The organism is Flavimaricola marinus, from assembly GCF_900184895.1.
In the GTDB taxonomy this organism is placed as follows: domain Bacteria; phylum Pseudomonadota; class Alphaproteobacteria; order Rhodobacterales; family Rhodobacteraceae; genus Flavimaricola; species Flavimaricola marinus.
On record NZ_FXZK01000050.1, the window covers coordinates 1 to 834 of the forward strand.

The 834-nt window shown below is 49.8% G+C and carries 1 protein-coding gene and 1 pseudogene; both read right to left on the reverse strand.

All coding sequences use genetic code 11. The annotated features are described in order from the left end of the window. Positions 1-70: hypothetical protein (locus LOM8899_RS22980; RefSeq protein ID WP_245820481.1), on the reverse strand; the 70-nt coding region annotated here is incomplete at its 3' end. 643 nt (positions 71-713) lie between these two features. Next, positions 714-834, reverse strand: a pseudogene (locus LOM8899_RS22985) (integrase core domain-containing protein); the annotation flags it as partial.

Sequence of the window (834 nt, forward strand, 5' to 3'; positions counted from 1 at the left end):
TGCCCTGGCTGATCCCATAGCGCCTGCACACGTCAGCCGTCTTCTCGCCAGCTTCCTGTTCCTTGATCATCTGAATGATCTGTTCGTCGGTGAATCTCGTCTTCAGTTGTCCGTCCTTCAGTTGGGCAGACTCTACACAAAGCTGGAGGAAATTCAGGGGCTCAGGTCATTTGGCAAAAAGAAGGTAGTAGTAATAGTGATTCAAGATTCGACTACTGCCAGGGCCACGGTAGATTCAGCACCAATTAACCTGATCCGATGAAACAGAATAGATTGATGCCTAGCACCTTCACCTTTGGCGACGGCAATCGCGAGCGAACCGCACTAGGAGTAGTTTGTGCTATCGTAGCTATGAGTTGATCGTGCCATCGCTACAGAAAAAGCCGCCTGTTCAGCTACTTCTCGGACAGCAAGCATCCTTGTTTCCTCTATTTTTGCGCTTAACTCAACTAGCTTGTTTGCTTTGGAGTAAGCATCCAAATCCGCGAGAACACCCAAGAGCCACTGATGTTTTTCTATCACGAACGACCTCTTCCTTATCGCTAGATCTGTCTTTACAAATCAAGCTTCAACCATTGGTCGTTAAGAATCCTTGAATCCAAGCGAAGATCAACTCAGTACCTCGAAGCCTGTGATTTTATCATCCCCACCTGAGTGGTCCGAATTTAAAAGTTAGTGCATGCTTGGTGACCAGCTCCCCTTGGAGTCCTCGCCTATAAGTTAGCTCTGTTCGGGGTTTGGTCCTTCTCTTGACCGTTGGTGATACTCCCGCGGGGAGAGACCGTCGAGGCTCGAGTGCGGGCGGTGATGGTTGTAGTCGTCGCGCCATGCCGC